The 16,906-nt window shown below is 39.6% G+C and carries 31 protein-coding genes; all 31 read left to right on the top strand.

Features of this window, described 5'->3' with window-relative positions; genetic code table 11:
- The first annotated feature begins 395 nt into the window (after positions 1-395).
- The 31 genes from rpsL to ACXYMT_RS14695 all read left to right on the top strand — a co-directional run bounded on the left by rpsL (position 396) and on the right by ACXYMT_RS14695 (position 16,869).
- Positions 396-770: a 30S ribosomal protein S12 gene (rpsL, locus tag ACXYMT_RS14845; RefSeq protein ID WP_029037125.1), complete on the top strand. Its 375-nt coding sequence runs from the start codon at positions 396-398 to the stop codon at positions 768-770.
- Positions 771-815: 45 nt separating this feature from the next.
- On the top strand, positions 816-1,292 hold the full coding sequence (gene rpsG, locus ACXYMT_RS14840) for a 30S ribosomal protein S7 (protein WP_265162643.1): 477 nt from the start codon (positions 816-818) through the stop codon (positions 1,290-1,292).
- A 3-nt stretch (positions 1,293-1,295) separates the two neighbouring features.
- A complete protein-coding gene (gene fusA, locus ACXYMT_RS14835) occupies positions 1,296-3,407 on the top strand; it encodes an elongation factor G (RefSeq protein ID WP_459059864.1) in 2,112 nt (703 codons plus the stop codon).
- A gap of 11 nt (positions 3,408-3,418) precedes the next feature.
- Positions 3,419-3,724, top strand: a complete 306-nt coding sequence (rpsJ, locus tag ACXYMT_RS14830; RefSeq protein ID WP_010181931.1) for a 30S ribosomal protein S10 — start codon at positions 3,419-3,421, stop codon at positions 3,722-3,724.
- A gap of 150 nt (positions 3,725-3,874) precedes the next feature.
- The gene (gene rplC, locus ACXYMT_RS14825; protein WP_459059863.1) at positions 3,875-4,486 is read left to right on the top strand and encodes a 50S ribosomal protein L3; all 612 of its coding nucleotides are present in this window, start codon (positions 3,875-3,877) and stop codon (positions 4,484-4,486) included.
- Positions 4,486-5,115 (top strand): 50S ribosomal protein L4, encoded by a 630-nt coding sequence (gene rplD / locus ACXYMT_RS14820; RefSeq protein WP_459059862.1) that lies wholly within the window; start codon positions 4,486-4,488, stop codon positions 5,113-5,115. The genes rplC and rplD overlap by 1 nt, the downstream gene beginning before the upstream one ends.
- A 5-nt stretch (positions 5,116-5,120) precedes the next feature.
- Positions 5,121-5,411: a 50S ribosomal protein L23 gene (gene rplW, locus ACXYMT_RS14815; protein WP_029037130.1), complete on the top strand. Its 291-nt coding sequence runs from the start codon at positions 5,121-5,123 to the stop codon at positions 5,409-5,411.
- 9 nt (positions 5,412-5,420) lie between these two features.
- Entirely contained in the window at positions 5,421-6,248 is an 828-nt protein-coding gene (gene rplB, locus ACXYMT_RS14810) for a 50S ribosomal protein L2 (protein ID WP_459059861.1), read from the top strand.
- A gap of 6 nt (positions 6,249-6,254) precedes the next feature.
- On the top strand, positions 6,255-6,533 hold the full coding sequence (gene rpsS / locus ACXYMT_RS14805) for a 30S ribosomal protein S19 (protein WP_029037132.1): 279 nt from the start codon (positions 6,255-6,257) through the stop codon (positions 6,531-6,533).
- Between the two features lie 8 nt (positions 6,534-6,541).
- Positions 6,542-6,949, top strand: coding sequence for a 50S ribosomal protein L22 (gene rplV, locus ACXYMT_RS14800; protein ID WP_324720672.1), 408 nt, complete (start codon positions 6,542-6,544; stop codon positions 6,947-6,949).
- Positions 6,950-6,957: 8 nt separating this feature from the next.
- Positions 6,958-7,680, top strand: coding sequence for a 30S ribosomal protein S3 (gene rpsC, locus ACXYMT_RS14795; protein WP_459059860.1), 723 nt, complete (start codon positions 6,958-6,960; stop codon positions 7,678-7,680).
- A gap of 19 nt (positions 7,681-7,699) precedes the next feature.
- Positions 7,700-8,119 (top strand): 50S ribosomal protein L16, encoded by a 420-nt coding sequence (gene rplP / locus ACXYMT_RS14790; protein ID WP_029035471.1) that lies wholly within the window; start codon positions 7,700-7,702, stop codon positions 8,117-8,119.
- A gap of 11 nt (positions 8,120-8,130) precedes the next feature.
- Positions 8,131-8,322 (top strand): 50S ribosomal protein L29, encoded by a 192-nt coding sequence (gene rpmC, locus ACXYMT_RS14785; protein ID WP_097056535.1) that lies wholly within the window; start codon positions 8,131-8,133, stop codon positions 8,320-8,322.
- Between the two features lie 17 nt (positions 8,323-8,339).
- Positions 8,340-8,597 carry a 30S ribosomal protein S17 gene (gene rpsQ / locus ACXYMT_RS14780; protein WP_093113468.1) on the top strand — a complete coding sequence of 86 codons (258 nt, stop codon included), beginning with the start codon at positions 8,340-8,342 and terminating at the stop codon, positions 8,595-8,597.
- Between the two features lie 2 nt (positions 8,598-8,599).
- Positions 8,600-8,968, top strand: coding sequence for a 50S ribosomal protein L14 (gene rplN, locus ACXYMT_RS14775; RefSeq protein ID WP_029037137.1), 369 nt, complete (start codon positions 8,600-8,602; stop codon positions 8,966-8,968).
- A 12-nt stretch (positions 8,969-8,980) separates the two neighbouring features.
- Positions 8,981-9,292, top strand: coding sequence for a 50S ribosomal protein L24 (gene rplX, locus ACXYMT_RS14770; RefSeq protein ID WP_459059859.1), 312 nt, complete (start codon positions 8,981-8,983; stop codon positions 9,290-9,292).
- Between the two features lie 2 nt (positions 9,293-9,294).
- A complete protein-coding gene (gene rplE / locus ACXYMT_RS14765) occupies positions 9,295-9,846 on the top strand; it encodes a 50S ribosomal protein L5 (RefSeq protein WP_459059858.1) in 552 nt (183 codons plus the stop codon).
- A 2-nt stretch (positions 9,847-9,848) separates the two neighbouring features.
- Positions 9,849-10,118 carry a 30S ribosomal protein S14 gene (rpsN, locus tag ACXYMT_RS14760; protein WP_324720667.1) on the top strand — a complete coding sequence of 90 codons (270 nt, stop codon included), beginning with the start codon at positions 9,849-9,851 and terminating at the stop codon, positions 10,116-10,118.
- A gap of 67 nt (positions 10,119-10,185) precedes the next feature.
- Positions 10,186-10,584, top strand: a complete 399-nt coding sequence (gene rpsH, locus ACXYMT_RS14755; protein ID WP_459059857.1) for a 30S ribosomal protein S8 — start codon at positions 10,186-10,188, stop codon at positions 10,582-10,584.
- 19 nt (positions 10,585-10,603) lie between these two features.
- Positions 10,604-11,146, top strand: a complete 543-nt coding sequence (gene rplF, locus ACXYMT_RS14750; protein WP_459059856.1) for a 50S ribosomal protein L6 — start codon at positions 10,604-10,606, stop codon at positions 11,144-11,146.
- 11 nt (positions 11,147-11,157) lie between these two features.
- Positions 11,158-11,517, top strand: coding sequence for a 50S ribosomal protein L18 (rplR, locus tag ACXYMT_RS14745; RefSeq protein ID WP_228915676.1), 360 nt, complete (start codon positions 11,158-11,160; stop codon positions 11,515-11,517).
- 4 nt (positions 11,518-11,521) lie between these two features.
- Entirely contained in the window at positions 11,522-12,046 is a 525-nt protein-coding gene (gene rpsE / locus ACXYMT_RS14740) for a 30S ribosomal protein S5 (protein WP_029037144.1), read from the top strand.
- Positions 12,047-12,057: 11 nt separating this feature from the next.
- Positions 12,058-12,240 carry a 50S ribosomal protein L30 gene (rpmD, locus tag ACXYMT_RS14735; protein WP_029037145.1) on the top strand — a complete coding sequence of 61 codons (183 nt, stop codon included), beginning with the start codon at positions 12,058-12,060 and terminating at the stop codon, positions 12,238-12,240.
- Positions 12,241-12,249: 9 nt separating this feature from the next.
- Positions 12,250-12,702, top strand: coding sequence for a 50S ribosomal protein L15 (gene rplO / locus ACXYMT_RS14730; protein WP_459059855.1), 453 nt, complete (start codon positions 12,250-12,252; stop codon positions 12,700-12,702).
- 9 nt (positions 12,703-12,711) lie between these two features.
- A complete protein-coding gene (secY, locus tag ACXYMT_RS14725) occupies positions 12,712-14,049 on the top strand; it encodes a preprotein translocase subunit SecY (RefSeq protein ID WP_324720662.1) in 1,338 nt (445 codons plus the stop codon).
- A complete protein-coding gene (infA, locus tag ACXYMT_RS14720) occupies positions 14,049-14,264 on the top strand; it encodes a translation initiation factor IF-1 (RefSeq protein ID WP_006988529.1) in 216 nt (71 codons plus the stop codon). The genes secY and infA overlap by 1 nt, the downstream gene beginning before the upstream one ends.
- Before the next feature lie 5 nt (positions 14,265-14,269).
- Complete coding sequence (ykgO, locus tag ACXYMT_RS14715) at positions 14,270-14,386, top strand: type B 50S ribosomal protein L36 (protein WP_037325435.1); 117 nt, start codon at positions 14,270-14,272, stop codon at positions 14,384-14,386.
- 2 nt (positions 14,387-14,388) lie between these two features.
- Positions 14,389-14,763 carry a 30S ribosomal protein S13 gene (gene rpsM / locus ACXYMT_RS14710; protein WP_459059854.1) on the top strand — a complete coding sequence of 125 codons (375 nt, stop codon included), beginning with the start codon at positions 14,389-14,391 and terminating at the stop codon, positions 14,761-14,763.
- An 8-nt stretch (positions 14,764-14,771) separates the two neighbouring features.
- Positions 14,772-15,161 carry a 30S ribosomal protein S11 gene (rpsK, locus tag ACXYMT_RS14705; protein ID WP_459059853.1) on the top strand — a complete coding sequence of 130 codons (390 nt, stop codon included), beginning with the start codon at positions 14,772-14,774 and terminating at the stop codon, positions 15,159-15,161.
- Between the two features lie 89 nt (positions 15,162-15,250).
- A complete protein-coding gene (rpsD, locus tag ACXYMT_RS14700; RefSeq protein WP_459059852.1) occupies positions 15,251-15,856 on the top strand; it encodes a 30S ribosomal protein S4 in 606 nt (201 codons plus the stop codon).
- Positions 15,857-15,876: 20 nt separating this feature from the next.
- Positions 15,877-16,869, top strand: coding sequence for a DNA-directed RNA polymerase subunit alpha (locus ACXYMT_RS14695; RefSeq protein WP_324720658.1), 993 nt, complete (start codon positions 15,877-15,879; stop codon positions 16,867-16,869).
- Positions 16,870-16,906: the final 37 nt, after the last annotated feature.

Raw genomic sequence — 16,906 nt, 5'->3', positions numbered from 1 at the left:
AATTTGATGATTAATTGTCATCCAAGCAACTTTTTTTCTTATAAACTTCATTTTGTTCTTTATTATCTCGTAAGATTTAAGTTTTTGTTAACTAAATTTAAGAAACTGTGAATTTAATGTAGTTTGCTAAAAATCAAGATGAAAGGTGAAATGTGGCCGTTATTGCATTTTTTATAAGTTTTTTTGATAAAAAGCTGTCCTTAAGCCTTAGTTAAACGTTTAAAAGCGAGAAGAGATTAATTAGATATATAGACAGAGACACGAAAACTGCAGATAATATTAATTCTCCTGAAAATTAATTTATTAAGATTTGAATTATTGGGTTTTATTTCTACCTTTGCAGACCTTTTTAAAAAAGGGGTTATATCAAATAAATAATTAGTGTAAAAGAAATTATGCCAACAATTTCACAATTAGTACGAAAAGGAAGAGCCACAATTACCAAGAAGAGTAAATCGGCTGCTTTGGATTCGTGCCCTCAAAGACGGGGAGTATGTACTCGTGTTTACACCACTACACCTAAGAAACCAAACTCTGCTATGAGAAAAGTAGCGAGGGTAAGGTTGACCAATGGTAAAGAGGTGAACGCTTACATTCCCGGTGAAGGTCACAACCTCCAGGAGCACTCGATAGTATTGGTTAGAGGCGGAAGAGTTAAAGATTTGCCTGGAGTTAGGTATCATATTGTACGTGGTGCTCTGGATACTGCCGGTGTTGCAGGAAGAACCCAGAGACGTTCCAAGTATGGTGCTAAAAAGCCTAAGAAATAGTAGTATTTCCACGGCAAGTAACAATTAACTTATTACAAAGAAGAAATGAGAAAAAGACAGGCTAAAAAAAGGCCACTTTTACCAGATCCAAAGTTTAACGATCAGTTAGTAACGCGTTTTGTTAACATGATGATGTGGGATGGTAAAAAATCTGTTGCCTTTAAAGTTTTTTACGATGCAATTGCCATTGTAGAGGAGAAAAAACAAGATGAAGAAAAAACTGCTTTAGAGCTGTGGAAAGATGCTCTTTCTAACGTTATGCCTCACGTGGAAGTGCGTAGTCGTAGGGTTGGGGGTGCTACTTTTCAAATTCCAATGCAGATTAGACCAGACCGTAAGGTTTCAACTGCAATGAAGTGGTTGATCTCTTACTCGAGAAAGCGTAACGAGAAATCTATGGCGCAAAGACTTGCGGCTGAAATCCTCGCTGCGGCTAAGGAAGAAGGTGCGGCTGTTAAGAAGAGGGTGGATACCCATAAGATGGCTGAGGCTAACAAAGCATTCTCTCACTTTAGATTCTAAAACATGGCACAAAGAGATTTAAAATTCACACGAAATATTGGTATTGCGGCGCATATTGATGCAGGTAAGACCACAACTACAGAGCGTATTCTTTTCTATACCGGTATTAGTCATAAGATCGGTGAGGTGCATGATGGTGCAGCTACAATGGACTGGATGGAGCAGGAGCAGGAGCGTGGGATTACCATTACTTCGGCTGCTACCCACTGTAAGTGGAATTACCGCGATCAGGAATACACTGTAAATATTATTGATACACCGGGACACGTTGACTTTACTGTTGAAGTAGAGCGTTCGCTACGTGTTCTTGATGGAATGGTTGCTCTTTTCAGTGCGGTTGATGGTGTTGAGCCTCAATCTGAAACTGTTTGGAGGCAAGCTGATAAATATCGCGTACCAAGACTTGGATTTGTTAATAAGATGGACCGTCAGGGTGCAGACTTTTTTAACGTGATCAAGCAGGTAAAAGAAATGTTGGGAGGAAATCCTGTCCCGCTTCAAATTCCTATTGGTGATGAAATCGACTTCAAAGGAGTGGTTGATCTTATTTCCAAAAAGGCTATTGTTTGGAATGAAGAGGACTTCGGAATGACTTACGAGACTATTGATATTCCTGCTGAACTTGAAGGAGATGTAAACAAATACAGAGCCGAGCTTGTTGAGGCAGTAGCTGAATATGATGAGGCGTTGATGGAGAAGTTCTTCGAAGATGAGAATTCTATTACTGAAGACGAAATTATTGCTGCTTTAAGAGCTGCAACAATCGATATGTCCATTATTCCAATGATGTGTGGATCTGCCTTTAAGAATAAGGGGGTTCAAGCTATGTTGGATGCTGTAATGCGTTATCTTCCTTCACCGGTTGATGTTGAGGCTATCGTTGGTGTCAATCCAGATACAGAAAAAGAAGAAAGTCGTAAGCCGCACGTTGATTCTCCTTTTTCAGCTTTAGCTTTTAAGATTGCTACAGATCCTTTTGTTGGTCGTTTGGCGTTCTTTAGAGTATATTCAGGTGCGTTAGATGCAGGTTCTTATGTTCAGAACAACCGTTCCGGAAAAAAAGAGCGTATCTCACGTATCTATCAGATGCATGCAAACAAACAGCAGCCAATTGACAGAATTGAAGCTGGAGATATTGGTGCTGCTGTTGGATTTAAAGATATTAAGACTGGGGATACCCTAACAGACGAGAAGCATCCAATTGTGTTGGAATCTATGTCTTTCCCTGATCCTGTTATTGGTATTTCTGTTGAGCCTAAAACAAAGGCAGACGTTGATAAGATGGGTATGGCTTTGGCTAAACTAGCTGAAGAGGATCCAACTTTTCAGGTTAAGACTGATGAGGTCTCCGGACAAACGATAATTTCAGGAATGGGTGAACTTCACCTTGAAATTCTTGTAGACCGTTTGAAAAGAGAGTTTAAGGTTGAGGTAAATGAAGGACAACCGCGTGTTGAATACAAAGAAACTGTTACTAAAACAGCAGATCACAGAGAGGTTTATAAAAAGCAATCTGGTGGTCGTGGTAAATTTGGAGACATTGTATTTACATTAGGACCTGCAGACGAAGATTTCAAGGGGCCTGGACTTCAATTCGTTGATGAGATCAAAGGTGGTCGTATTCCAAAAGAATTTATTCCTTCTGTAGAAAAAGGATTTAAAGAGGCTATGAAGACCGGGCCTATGGCTGGTTTTACAATGGATACTTTAAAGGTAGTTCTTAAGGATGGATCTTTCCACCCTGTGGATTCGGATCAACTTTCGTTCGAATTGGCTGCGAAAATGGGATATAAAGTTGCTGCTAAGAAAGCTGGAGCTGTGATCCTTGAGCCAATTATGAAAGTAGAGGTGGTTACACCTGAAGAAAACATGGGTGATATAGTAGGGGATTTGAACAGACGTCGTGGACAAGTGAATAACATGTCTGACAGATCTGGTGCAAAAGTTATTAAAGCTGAAGTGCCGTTATCTGAGATGTTTGGATATGTTACTACATTGCGTACCCTTTCTTCGGGACGTGCAACTTCTACTATGGAATTCTCTCATTATGCTGAAACTCCTTCTAATATTTCAGAAGCGATCATGAAGGCAGAAAAGGGTACCTCTAACGAATAATTATCAGGAAAATGAGTCAGAAAATCAGAATAAAACTAAAATCTTACGATCACAACCTGGTAGACAAATCTGCCGAAAAGATCGTGAAAACCGTAAAAAGTACGGGAGCTGTGGTAACAGGACCTATTCCATTGCCAACTCACAAGAAGATATTTACTGTATTACGTTCTCCGCACGTTAACAAGAAGTCCAGAGAGCAGTTCCAATTAAGTTCTTATAAAAGACTTTTGGATATCTACAGTTCTTCTTCCAAAACTATCGATGCCTTAATGAAACTTGAATTGCCAAGTGGAGTAGAGGTGGAGATTAAAGTGTGATAACACTCACGGCTTCGAACAGGTTTCGTGGCCATACATGTCCCGAGCTTTAAGCAAGGGAAAAACGGTGAAAAATACATTCAGGATTGGAAGTGTTTTTCAATCCTGAATATTTTTAGATAAATAAATATTAATAACTAATAATTAATTATGTCTGGGTTAATAGGAAAAAAGATTGGCATGACCAGCATTTTTGACGAGAACGGGAAGAATGTCCCTTGTACCGTGATTGAAGCAGGACCATGCGTAATTACCCAAGTCAGAACCAAAGAGGTTGACGGGTATGAAGCTCTTCAACTTGGTTTCGATGACAAAAAGACTGCTAATAAGGCTGCTGAAGGGCATGCTAAAAAAGCCGGAGCCGCAGCAATGCGCAAAGTCGTTGAATTCAAGGGATTTGAAGGAGAGCACAAACTAGGTGATACTATCACTGTAGAGCATTTTGTTGAAGGTGAATTTGTTGACGTTTCCGGTGTTTCAAAAGGGAAAGGTTTTCAGGGAGTTGTAAAACGTCACGGATTTGGTGGAGTTGGACAGGCTACTCACGGTCAGCATAACAGATTAAGAGCTCCAGGTTCTATTGGTGCTGCTTCTTATCCTGCGAGAGTATTCAAAGGGATGAGAATGGCCGGTAGAATGGGTGGCGATAAAGTAAAAGTAGAAAACCTTAGAGTTTTAAAAGTAGTGGCCGATAAGAACTTGCTTGTTGTAAAAGGAGCTGTTCCTGGTCATAAGAACTCTTACGTAATCATTCATAAGTAATGGAAGTAGCAGTTTTAGATATAAAAGGAAAAGAAACAGGAAGAAAGGCAAACCTTTCTGATGCTGTTTTTGCAGTTGAGCCTAACAACCATGCTGTTTATCTTGATGTGAAGCAATACCTGGCAAATCAACGCCAAGGTACTCACAAGGCAAAAGAGCGTGCAGAGATCTCAGGTTCTACTCGTAAGATCAAAAAGCAAAAAGGAACAGGTACTGCCCGTGCGGGAAGTATTAAGTCTCCTATCTTTAAAGGTGGAGGTAGAGTTTTTGGTCCAAGACCACGAAACTACTCTTTTAAGTTGAACAAAAACCTTAAGAGACTGGCAAGAAAATCTGCCCTGTCTATGAAGGCAAATGACAACTCCATAATAGTTGTAGAAGATTTTTCATTTGACACTCCAAAAACTAAAAATTTCATTGATGTTTTGAAGGCTTTAGGACTGGAAAGTAAAAAATCTTTGATAGTGTTGGGTGACTCGAATAAAAACGTATATTTGTCGTCACGCAATTTAAAGGCCTCTGAGGTTGTAAGTGCTTCAGAATTAAGTACTTACAAAATTTTAAACGCAAATAATCTTGTGTTTTTAGAGGGGTCTCTAGAAGGAATTGAGTCGAATTTAAGTAAATAAGCATTATGAGTATCTTAATAAAACCTATTATTACAGAGAAAGCTACAGCAGATAGCGAGCTTAACAATAAGTACGCTTTTGTAGTTGATAATAAGGCGAATAAGATTGAAATAAAAGACGCAGTTGAGTCTGCTTATGGTGTTTCAGTTACTAAAGTTCGTACCATTAACGTCCGCCCAGACAGAAAAACACGTTATACTAAAACGGGTGTTGTCACTGGTAAAACCAGCGCTTATAAAAAAGCACTAGTACAGGTGGCGGAAGGTGAAACTATTGATTTGTATAGTAATCTCTAAGATTAAAAAATGTCAGTTAGAAAATTAAAACCAATTACCCCTGGTCAGCGTTTTAGAGTAGTGAATGGATTTGACGCAATCACTACTGATAAGCCGGAGAAGAGTTTATTAGCTCCGAACAAAAGATCTGGTGGTAGAAACAGTCAAGGAAAGATGACCATGCGCTACATTGGTGGTGGTCACAAAAAACGTTACAGGATTATAGACTTTAAAAGAGACAAGCAGGGAATTCCTGCTACTGTTGCTTCTATTGAGTATGATCCAAACAGAACGGCTTTTATCGCACTATTGAATTATCAGGATGGTGAGAAACGATATATTATTGCTCAAAATGGACTTCAGGTTGGGCAGAACATAGTATCTGGAATGGAAGAGGTAGCGCCGGAAATTGGAAATGCTATGCCTTTGTCAAATATTCCTTTGGGTACTATTATCTCTTGTATCGAGCTTAGGCCAGGACAAGGAGCGGTTATGGCTCGAAGTGCTGGAGCCTTTGCTCAGCTAATGGCCAGGGAAGGAAAATACGCAACCATTAAATTACCTTCAGGAGAGATCCGAAGAGTATTGGCCAGCTGTGTGGCAACTATTGGTGCTGTTTCAAACAGTGACCACCAGTTGTTAGTATCAGGTAAGGCTGGTAGGAACAGATGGTTGGGTAGAAGACCGAGAACAAGACCGGTTGTAATGAACCCGGTAGATCACCCAATGGGTGGTGGTGAAGGTCGTGCTTCCGGAGGTCACCCACGTTCTAGAAAAGGTATTCCTGCTAAAGGATTTAGAACCCGTTCTAAAACGAAGTCGAGTAATAAATATATTGTAGAACGTAGAAAGAAATAATAAGATATGGCACGTTCATTAAAAAAAGGACCTTACGTTCACTATAAACTGGAGCAAAAAGTAGCTCAAAATACAGAGTCAGGAAAGAAAGCGGTTATTAAGACCTGGTCAAGGGCTTCTATGATCACTCCGGATTTTGTTGGGCAAACTATTGCTGTGCACAACGGACGTCAATTCGTTCCTGTGTACATTACCGAGAACATGGTAGGTCACAAATTAGGTGAATTTTCACCAACAAGATCTTTTAGAGGTCATGCTGGTGCTAAGAATAAAGGTAAAAAATAATTGAAGCTATGGGAGTTCGTAAAAGAGAAAGAGCAGAGCAAATTAAAGAGGCTAACAAGCAGATAGCTTTTGCAAAACTGAATAACTGCCCTACTTCGCCAAGAAAAATGCGTCTGGTTGCAGACCTGGTTCGTGGTGAAAAAGTAGAAAGAGCGCTTCATATTTTGAAATTCAATTCTAAAGATGCGTCTAAGAGTCTTGAGAAGCTGTTATTGTCGGCAATTGCTAACTGGCAGTCTAAGAACGAAGATGCGAGCATTGAAGATGCAGAGTTGTTTGTAAAAGAGATTCGTGTAGATGGAGGGAGTATGCTAAAGAGGCTACGTCCTGCACCACAGGGTCGCGCACATAGAATTAGAAAACGTTCCAACCATGTGACATTGGTTCTAGGAGCAAACAATAATACACAAAGCTAGTTAAGAGTATGGGACAGAAAACAAATCCAATCGGGAATCGTCTTGGTATCATTAGAGGATGGGAATCCAACTGGTACGGAGGAAATGACTACGGCGACAAATTAGCCGAAGACGATAAGATTAGAAAATATATCCATGCTCGTCTTTCTAAAGCGAGTGTATCCAGAGTAATTATTGAGCGTACTCTAAAGCTTGTAACCGTTACTATCACCACAGCCCGTCCTGGTATCATTATTGGTAAAGGCGGTCAGGAGGTAGACAAGCTTAAGGAAGAGCTTAAAAAAATTACCGACAAGGAAGTTCAAATCAACATCTTTGAAATTAAAAGGCCAGAACTTGATGCTCACTTAGTGGCTTCTAGTGTTGCAAGGCAGATCGAGAATCGTATCTCTTACCGTCGTGCAATTAAAATGGCTATTGCGGCTGCAATGAGGATGAATGCTGAAGGGATCAAAATTGAGATCTCCGGGCGTTTGAATGGGGCAGAAATGGCTCGTTCAGAATCATACAAGGATGGTAGAATTCCATTGTCAACATTTAGAGCCGATATTGATTATGCTTTGGTTGAAGCTCACACTACTTATGGTAGATTGGGTATCAAAGTATGGATCATGAAAGGTGAGGTATACGGTAAAAGAGAACTTTCTCCACTTGTTGGCATGGCCAAAAAACAAGGAGGAAAAACCGGAACCGGACGAAGTGGTGCACCAAAATCACGTCGTAGAAAGTAATTTTTTAAAGTAAAGAAAAATGTTACAGCCTAAAAGAACAAAATATCGCAAAATGCAAAAGGGCCGTATGAAAGGTGTTTCTCAGAGAGGACACAGACTTTCAAACGGAACTTTTGGGATCAAGTCATTAGACTCAAATTTTGTGACTGCCAGACAAATTGAAGCTGCGCGTATTGCTGCTACACGTTATATGAAGAGGGAAGGTTCACTGTGGATTAAAATATTTCCAGATAAGCCTATTACAAAAAAGCCTCTTGAAGTGCGTATGGGTAAAGGTAAGGGTGCCGTTGAATATTGGGCTGCAGTTGTAAAACCCGGAAGAATACTTTTTGAAGTAGGAGGTGTGCCTTTTGATGTTGCTAAAGAGGCTTTACGCCTGGCGGCTCAAAAACTTCCTGTAAAAACTAAGTTCATTGTAGCTAGAGATTATCAAGCTTAATAAGAAACGTTATGAAACAATCAGAAGTTAGAGAATTGTCTGTAGCAGAATTACAGGAAGAACTTGGTAAGTCAAGGAAAGCATATTCCGATCTTAAAATGGCTCACGCAGTATCGCCATTAGAGAACCCAATACAGTTGAGAACTGTAAGAAGATCTATAGCGCGTATTGCTACAGAGTTAACTAAAAGAGAACAACAATAAGTGTTATTCTGCTGAAAATGGAAAAAAGAAACTTAAGAAAAGAACGTATAGGTGTTGTTACCAGTAATAAGATGATGAAGTCTATTGTGGTTTCTGAAACTAAGAAAGTAAAACACCCCATGTATGGAAAGTTCGTTTTGAAAACGAAGAAATACGTGGCACACGATGAAACAAACGACTGCAACATTGGAGATACTGTAAGGATCATGGAAACTCGTCCTTTGAGTAAATCTAAATGCTGGAGATTAGTAGAAATAATTGAAAGAGCGAAGTAATTATGGTACAACAAGAGTCTAGATTAAGAGTTGCAGACAATACCGGAGCTAAAGAAGTTTTAGTTATTCGCGTATTGGGCGGTACAAATAGAAGATACGCTTCTGTTGGAGACAAGATCGTTGTCAGTGTTAAAGAAGCTACACCTAATGGAAACGTAAAGAAAGGTGCAGTTTCAACAGCAGTTGTTGTTCGTACCAAAAAAGAAGTGCGCAGACCAGATGGATCTTATATCCGTTTTGATGATAACGCGTGTGTTCTTCTAAACCCTGCTGGGGAGATGAGAGGAACACGTGTGTTTGGACCTGTAGCACGTGAACTTCGTGATAAGCAATTCATGAAGATTGTATCATTAGCACCAGAAGTGCTTTAATACAGAAATAAGATGAAAAAGCTTAAAATAAAAACCGGAGATACTGTTCGCGTAATTGCCGGAGACCACAAGGGTCAGGAAGGGAAAGTACAGCAGGTATTTTTGGATAAGAACAAAGCTATTGTGGAAGGTGTAAATATGGTTTCCAAACATGAGAAACCAAGTGCATCAAATCCACAAGGTGGAATTAAGAAGAAGGAAGCACCTGTTCATATTTCCAATCTTTCTTTGATAGACAAAAATGGTGATACTACCAGGGTTGGATATAGAACAGAGGATGATAAGAAAGTAAGGTTTTCCAAAAAATCCAATGAAGTAATTTAGTTATGGCGTACGAACCAAGACTTAAGAAAGAGTATAAAGAGAGAGTGATCTCTTCTCTTACAGAAGAATTCAGCTACTCCAATGTTATGGAGGTTCCAAAACTACAAAAGATAGTTGTGAGCCGTGGAGTTGGAGCTGCTGTTGCAGATAAGAAACTTATTGACCATGCTGTAGATGAGCTTACAGCTATTACCGGTCAAAAAGCGGTTGCTACCATATCTAAAAAGGATGTTGCTTCTTTTAAGCTTCGTAAAGGAATGCCAATTGGGGCGAAAGTTACCTTGCGCGGAGAAAGAATGTATGAATTCCTGGATCGTTTGATCACTTCGGCACTACCACGTGTTCGTGATTTTAACGGGATAAAGGCTACAGGTTTTGATGGTAGAGGTAATTACAACCTTGGTGTGACCGAGCAAATTATCTTTCCTGAGATAGATATCGATAAAGTAAACAGGATCAATGGTATGGATATTACCTTTGTGACCAGTGCCAACACCGATAAAGAAGCAAAATCATTGTTAACCGAACTGGGATTACCTTTTAAAAAGAATTAATTATGGCTAAAGAATCAATGAAAGCCCGTGAGGTGAAGAGACAAAAATTGGTTGAAAAGTATGCTGAAAAACGTAAGGCTTTAAAAGAAGCCGGAGATTATGAAGCATTACAAAAACTTCCAAAAAACTCATCTCCTGTACGTTTGCACAATCGTTGCAAATTAACCGGAAGGCCAAGAGGGTACATGAGACAATTCGGAATTAACCGTGTTACTTTTAGAGAAATGGCTAATAGCGGTTTGATCCCAGGTGTTAAAAAGGCGAGTTGGTAAGAATATAAATTGGGAGAAGGTTCCCCTGTTAGTAACAAGGGAAAACCACTTTCGCAAATTGAAATAGATGAATACAGATCCTATTGCAGATTATTTGACAAGAATTAGAAATGCGGTTGCTGCAAACCACAGAGTGGTGGAGATCCCTGCTTCTAATCTTAAAAAGGAAATTACTAAGATTCTTTTTGATCAGGGTTATATCCTTAGTTACAAATTTGATGACTCTACCGCTCAAGGTACTATCAAAATTGCACTAAAATATGATAAGGTTACAAAAGAGCCTGTTATCAAGAAAATTCAGCGCATAAGTAAACCCGGTTTACGTAAATATGCCGGTGCCAATGAACTTCCTCGTATCCTTAACGGCCTTGGAATTGCTATTGTTTCTACTTCTCATGGTGTTATGACCGGAAAGCAGGCACAACAGGAAAAAGTTGGTGGTGAGGTATTGTGCTACGTTTACTAATATTTAAAGACGAAAAGAAATGTCCAGAATAGGTAAAAGTCCAATCACAATTCCACAAGGTGTTACAGTAGACATTAAAGACGGAATTGTTACGGTAAAAGGAAAATTAGGGGAACTTACTCAGGAGTACTCGGAGATCGATATTAAAATCGAGGATGGAGTAATTACTTTTGAGCGCCCTTCAGATAAGAAAGAGCACAAGGCAAAACACGGTCTTTACCGTGCTTTGATCAATAACATGATCGAAGGTGTTTCTAATGGATTTACACATGAGCTTGAATTGGTTGGTGTGGGATATAGAGCGTCCAATCAGGGTCAAAAATTGGATCTGGCAGTTGGGTACTCTCATAACATTATCTTAGATTTGGCTCCCGAAGTAAAAGTGGAGACAATTTCAGATAAAGGTAAGAACCCTATTGTGAAATTGACTTCACATGATAAACAACTAGTAGGCCAGGTAGCTGCAAAGATCAGATCTTTCCGTGCACCGGAACCTTACAAAGGTAAAGGTATCAAGTTCAAAGGTGAACAGTTAAGAAGAAAAGCAGGTAAATCAGCTTAATAAGTAAGATTATGGCAGTTTCAAAACAAGATAGAAGAACAAAGATCAAGAAAAGGATCAGAAGAGATATTAGCGGTACTCAAGGCCGTCCAAGACTTTCCATTTTCAGAAGCAATAAAGAAATTTATGCTCAAATTGTGAATGATGTTGACGGGAAGACCTTGGTAGCTGCATCTTCGAGAGATAAAGAAGTTGCATCTGCGACTGTAGAGAATAAAATAGAGCAGGCGGCATTGGTTGGAAAAGCTATTGCTGAAAAAGCTTTAAAGGCCGGGATAGAGACGATTTCTTTTGACAGAGGAGGTTACCTTTATCACGGAAGAGTAAAATCATTAGCAGAAGGTGCTCGCGAAGGAGGACTAAAATTCTAAAAGTATGTATCAGGATTATAAAAACGTAGAACTTGTAAAGCCAGGAGGACTTGAATTAAAAGACCGTTTGGTTGGTGTGCAACGTGTTACTAAAGTTACTAAGGGTGGTAGAGCATTCGGCTTTTCTGCAATTGTAGTTGTAGGTGATGAAAATGGTGTTGTAGGCCACGGGTTAGGAAAATCAAAGGAAGTAGCCGATGCTATTTCTAAAGCAGTAGAAGACGCAAAGAAAAACCTGGTGCGTATCCCGCTTAATAAGGGTACCCTGCCTCACGAGCAAAAAGGTAAATACGGTGGAGCAAGAGTAATGCTATTGCCTGCTGCACCCGGTACCGGAGTTATTGCTGGTGGTGCAATTCGTGCAGTGCTTGAATCTGTTGGAGTTCACGATGTGCTTTCTAAGAACCAGGGTTCTTCTAACCCTCACAACGTGGTGAAAGCAACTTTTGATGCATTGCTTCAATTGAGAAGTGCAGAGACTGTCGCTAAGCAACGTGGAATCTCACTTGAAAAGGTTTTTAAAGGATAATACAAGGAAAAATGGGAAAGATTAAAGTTACACAGGTAAAAAGTGCTATCAAACGCACTCAAAACCAAAAACGTACTTTGGAAGCACTTGGACTAAGAAAGCTTGGTCAGGTTGTGGAGCATGAGAATACGCCAAACATCCTTGGTATGGTAAATAAAGTAAATCACTTGGTTTCCGTTGAGGAAACAAAATAAGAAATTCACATGGATTTAAGTAACTTAAAACCTGCGAAAGGTTCAGTTCAAAGTAACAACAAGCGTGTTGGGCGTGGTGAAGGATCAGGTAAAGGTGGTACAGCCACCCGTGGTCATAAAGGTGCCAAGTCACGTTCTGGTTACTCAAGGAAAATTGGATTTGAAGGAGGGCAAATGCCTCTTCAAAGACGTGTTCCTAAATTCGGATTCAACAACATCAACCGTAAGGATTATCAGGGGATCAATCTTGATACTCTGCAATCTTTGGTAGATGAAGGTAGAATTACCGATACGGTTGACATGAATGTTCTTGTAGAGAATGGATTGGCCGGAAAAAACGAATTGGTAAAGATATTAGGTAGAGGTGAATTAAAAGCTAAGTTGAAAATATCTGTTCATAAATTTACTGCATCCGCAAAGCAAGCTATTGAAGCTGCTGGTGGTGAAGCCGTTACCTTATAATAGATAACAATGAAATTCATCAATACATTAAAGAATATCTGGAAAATCGAGGAGCTAAAAAATAGAATTTTAGTAACCCTTGGTTTGTTGTTGGTGTATCGTTTTGGGGCACAGGTAGTGCTTCCGGGCATTGATGCGTCTCAATTAGCTAACCTCGCCACTCAAACAGATGGTGGACTGCTTGGTTTACTAAACGCTTTCACAGGAGGTGCGTTTTCAAATGCATCTGTGTTTGCATTAGGTATTATGCCCTACATTTCTGCATCTATTGTGGTGCAGTTGATGGGTATTGCAGTTCCTTATCTTCAGAAGTTACAGAAGGAAGGAGAAAGTGGTCGTAGAAGGATCAATCAAATTACTCGTTGGTTAACTATTGCTATCACACTTGTACAGGGACCAGGCTACATTTATAACCTCTTTGCTACTCTGCCTTCAAGTGCCTTTCTACTTGGAAGCACGGTAACGTTTGTGGCATCATCTGTTATCATTCTTGCGACAGGTACCATATTTGCAATGTGGTTAGGTGAGAAAATTACCGATAAAGGTATTGGTAACGGTATCTCGCTTTTAATTATGGTTGGTATTATTGCCACCCTACCACAAGCATTCATTCAGGAATTTGCCTCAAGAGTATTTGAATCAAATGGTGGATTGATCATGATCCTTATTGAACTTGTGATCTGGTTTGCTATCATCCTGGCATCTGTAATGTTGGTTATGGCTGTACGACAGATACCTGTACAATATGCAAGAAGAACTGCTACCGGAGGATATGAAAAGAATGTATTTGGGTCAAGACAATATATTCCATTGAAGCTAAACGCTTCTGGAGTTATGCCGATCATTTTTGCCCAGGCAATTATGTTTATTCCGGCTGCAGTTGCAGGACTGTCACAGTCTGAAACTGCACAAGGAGTGACTGCTGCCTTTAGTGATATCTTCGGCTTTTGGTACAATCTGGTGTTCGCGTTGTTAATTATTATTTTTACGTACTTTTACACCGCGATTACTGTGCCTACCAATAAAATGGCAGATGATCTTAAGAGAAGCGGTGGTTTTATCCCGGGAATTAGACCTGGAACTGAAACTGCTGAGTTTTTGGATCGCATCATGTCGCAAATCACCCTGCCGGGTTCTGTTTTCTTAGCGCTTATCGCAGTGTTCCCTGCTATTATCGTTTCCCTTTTGGGAGTACAGGCCGGATGGGCTTTGTTCTTTGGAGGAACATCATTGTTAATTATGGTAGGAGTTGCAATCGATACCATGCAGCAGGTTAATTCTTACCTGTTGAACAGACACTATGATGGTCTTATGAAAACCGGTAAAAACAGAAAAGCAGTAGCATAATGGCAAAACAATCGGCAATAGAACAAGACGGAACGATCATTGAAGCATTGTCAAATGCGATGTTCCGGGTGGAATTAGAGAATGGTCATGTTGTGACCGCGCATATTTCAGGTAAAATGCGAATGCATTACATTAAGTTATTGCCTGGGGACAAAGTGAAATTAGAAATGAGCCCGTACGATTTATCTAAGGCTCGAATAACTTACAGATACTAATAACTATGAAAGTTAGAGCATCAATTAAAAAAAGAAGTGCCGAGTGCAAAATTGTGCGAAGAAAAGGCAGACTGTACGTGATTAACAAAAAGAATCCAAAATTTAAACAAAGACAAGGGTAGTTATGGCTAGAATTGCAGGTGTTGATATACCAAAACAAAAGCGAGGCGTTATAGCATTGACCTATATCTTCGGAATTGGAAAGAGCAGAGCTCAGGAAATTCTTAAAGAGGCCAACGTTGAAGAAGGAAAGAAAGTTTCAGACTGGAACGATGATGAGATCGGAAAGATCCGTGAAGCTGTTGGCTCCTTTAAAATTGAAGGGGAATTACGTTCAGAGATCCAATTGAGCATCAAGCGCTTAATGGATATTGGAAGTTACAGAGGTATTCGTCACAGAGCGGGGCTTCCGTTAAGAGGACAACGTACCAAGAATAACTCCAGAACCAGAAAAGGAAGAAGAAAAACAGTTGCAAACAAAAAGAAAGCAACTAAATAATAAGTAGGATGGCAAAAGCTAAAGTAACTCAAAAGAAACGCAAGGTAAATGTTGAGTCAATTGGAGAAGCGCATGTTACTGCTTCTTTCAACAACATTATCATTTCGTTGACCAATAAAAAAGGAGACGTTATCTCCTGGTCTTCTGCCGGTAAAATGGGCTTTAGAGGATCAAAGAAAAACACTCCTTATGCAGCACAGTTGGCTGCAGAAGACGCATCAAAAGTAGCTCACGAAGCTGGTCTTCGTAAAGTGAAAGTTTATGTGAAAGGACCAGGAAACGGTAGAGAATCTGCAATTCGTTCCCTTCACAATGCAGGAATTGAAGTAACTGAGATTATCGATGTTACTCCACTTCCACACAATGGATGTCGTCCTCCAAAAAGACGTAGAGTTTAATTAAATAAGTATAATAAAAGTAAGCAAAGAGATCTGCGAAGGACAGTGACCTTAATTCCACGATCGCTTGCTTTATAACAAATTTTTCAATGGCAAGATATACTGGTCCAAAGACTAAAATCGCCCGTAAATTCGGGGAAGCTATTTTCGGAGATGACAAATCATTCGAAAAAAGAAACTATCCTCCGGGACAACACGGTAACAACCGTCGTCGCGGTAAAAAATCTGAATATGCTATCCAGTTAATGGAGAAGCAAAAAGCTAAGTATACTTACGGTATCCTTGAGCGTCAATTCAGAAACATGTTTGAAAAAGCAACCCGTGCACAGGGAATTACCGGTGAGGTTCTTTTACAATTATGTGAGTCTCGTTTAGATAACGTTGTTTATAGAATGGGAATCGCCCCTTCAAGACGTGCTGCAAGACAATTAGTTTCTCACAGGCATATCACTGTAAACGGTGAATTGGTTAATATTCCTTCTTACCAGCTAAAGGCAGGAGATGTTGTAGGAGTAAGAGAGAAATCAAAATCCTTAACTGCCATCCTGGATTCATTGGCTAATTCCAGCAGTGTTTACGAATGGATCACATTCAACAATGAGACCAAGCAGGGAACATATGTTTCTGTACCCGGAAGAGTACAAATTCCGGAAAATATAAATGAACAATTCATCGTCGAATTATATTCGAAATAATAATTCACAGAAGTCGTAATATGGCAATATTAAATTTTCAGAAGCCCGATAAAGTTATAATGATTGATTCAACCGATTTCGAAGGGAAATTTGAATTTCGCCCTTTGGAGCCAGGTTATGGATTGACTGTTGGTAACGCTCTAAGAAGAGTACTTTTATCTTCACTTGAAGGGTTCGCTATCACCTCTGTTCGCATGGAAGGTGTAGAGCATGAATTCTCAACTATCCCGGGGGTAGTAGAAGACGTAACCGAAATTATCTTGAATCTAAAGCAGATCAGGTTTAAAAGGCAAATTGATGAAATAGACAATGAAGCCGTTACCATTTCTGTATCTGGTCAAGAGCAACTAACTGCAGGACACTTCCAGAAGTTCATTTCAGGTTTCCAGATCCTTAATCCAGATCTTGTGATCTGTAACATGGATAAGAAGGTAAACCTTAATATGGAAGTTACTGTAGAAAAGGGTAGAGGATACGTTCCTGCTGAAGAAAATAAGAAGCCTAATGCACCTATCGGTACGATCTATACAGATTCTATTTACACTCCTGTAAAGAATGTAAAGTACAGCATCGAAAACTATAGGGTTGAACAAAAAACCGACTATGAAAAGCTGGTTTTTGAGATCTCAACAGATGGTTCTATTCATCCTAAGGAAGCCCTTACTGAAGCTGCCAAGACTTTGATCCACCACTTTATGTTGTTCTCTGATGAACGCATTACTTTGGAGGCCGATGAGATTGCACAGACTGAAACTTACGATGAAGAGTCCCTTCACATGCGTCAGTTACTTAAGACTAAACTGGTAGATATGGATCTTTCAGTTAGAGCTTTGAACTGTCTTAAGGCTGCTGAAGTTGATACTCTTGGTGATCTGGTATCTTACAACAAGAACGATCTTATGAAGTTTAGAAACTTTGGAAAGAAATCTCTTACTGAGCTTGAAGAGCTGGTAAACAATAAGGGATTGAACTTTGGAATGGATCTTTCAAAATATAAACTTGATAAAGACTAGTCGCGATTAACACGCAACTGGTAAATAATATTAATTT

The sequence above is a fragment of the Salinimicrobium sp. CAU 1759 genome (assembly GCF_054482715.1).
The sequence above is the reverse complement of the archived record's forward strand: the minus strand, read 5'-3'. Positions and strand labels throughout refer to the sequence as shown.